The sequence below is a fragment of the Nonomuraea longispora genome, assembly GCF_004348345.1.
GTDB classification, from domain to species: Bacteria; Actinomycetota; Actinomycetes; order Streptosporangiales; family Streptosporangiaceae; genus Nonomuraea; species Nonomuraea longispora.
Genome location: NZ_SMJZ01000443.1, coordinates 1 through 1,021, shown reverse-complemented (window position 1 = coordinate 1,021; position 1,021 = coordinate 1). Strand labels below are relative to the sequence as shown.

General features: G+C 64.5%; 1 protein-coding gene. It reads left to right on the top strand.

Going from position 1 to position 1,021, the window contains the following annotated elements; translation table 11 throughout:
• Nucleotides 1-78: 78 nt before the first annotated feature.
• Nucleotides 79-648 (top strand): hypothetical protein, encoded by a 570-nt coding sequence (locus E1267_RS43845; protein WP_132342238.1) that lies wholly within the window; start codon nt 79-81, stop codon nt 646-648.
• The last annotated feature ends 373 nt before the right edge of the window (nt 649-1,021 follow it).

Genomic DNA, 1,021 nt, shown 5'->3' with positions numbered 1-1,021 from the left:
GTAGACAACGATCACCCGTCCCAACAGCCCAGACCTTATCCGCCCAGCTCAGCCACTCTCTCAGAGGGAGCCAGACCCGTGCTCATTGTCCGGCTGGGCGCCCAGCGGAACCTGCATGCCGACATGGGCATCCAACAGCGCATGAACGTACGTCGCCTCATATATACGACCGCTCTGGCAGCCCCGGTCCTGTACGCCGCGGTCAACCTGATCGCGCTCCAGCTGATCGCCCATCCGACAGGAGAGCTCAATCCCTGGTACGAAGAGCCATGGAATGACATGTTGCTGGAACAGCTGGAGCAGGAGGTCGCGCATGCGCGGAATGTGACGCTCGGCATCACCTTGATCCTGGCCGCCGAGGCGGTTCTCATCGCCGTGCTCGACCGGCTGGACCATCGATCACCCTCCAGGTCCACTGTGCCGACCGGCGTCTGGTTCATCCTGTATGAACTGACTCTGGTCGTGGGGGTGCTGCTCTCTCCCCTGACACGGTTTTGGCTGCTCAACGACGATGGCGATCTAGAGATGCTGGCTCCCGAGTGGCATTCTCCCGCGTTGATCGCCATCCCCGTCCTGACTCTCATAGGCCTGATCGCCTGGATGTCCGGCCCGCCGGATGCCGTACCGGGTCCGCGCGATGAGCGGTGAGGAGATCAGCGTGCCTTGGGGAAGGCGGCGCGCAGGCTGGGGCCGTTGACGAGGAAGGCGACCGCGGCGCTCACGAGACCTCCAGCCGATCGGCCCCACATGAACGAGCCTCACGGCCGCTGTTCGCTACCTGAGGAGCCACCGCGCATTCCTCCGCTACGACCAGGCGTTGGAGCAGGGGCTGGCTGATAGCCACCGGCGTCGTGGAGTGAACCGCCCGCTACCTGATCGGCGACCGCTTGGGGACCACCGGAGCAAGATGGGGACTGGCCGGAGCCGAAGCGGTGTTGAAGCTCCGCGCGCTGACCGCCAACGGGCATCTCGACGATTACTGGAGCTACCACCTCGCCCGGCAACACGATCGTGTCCACCA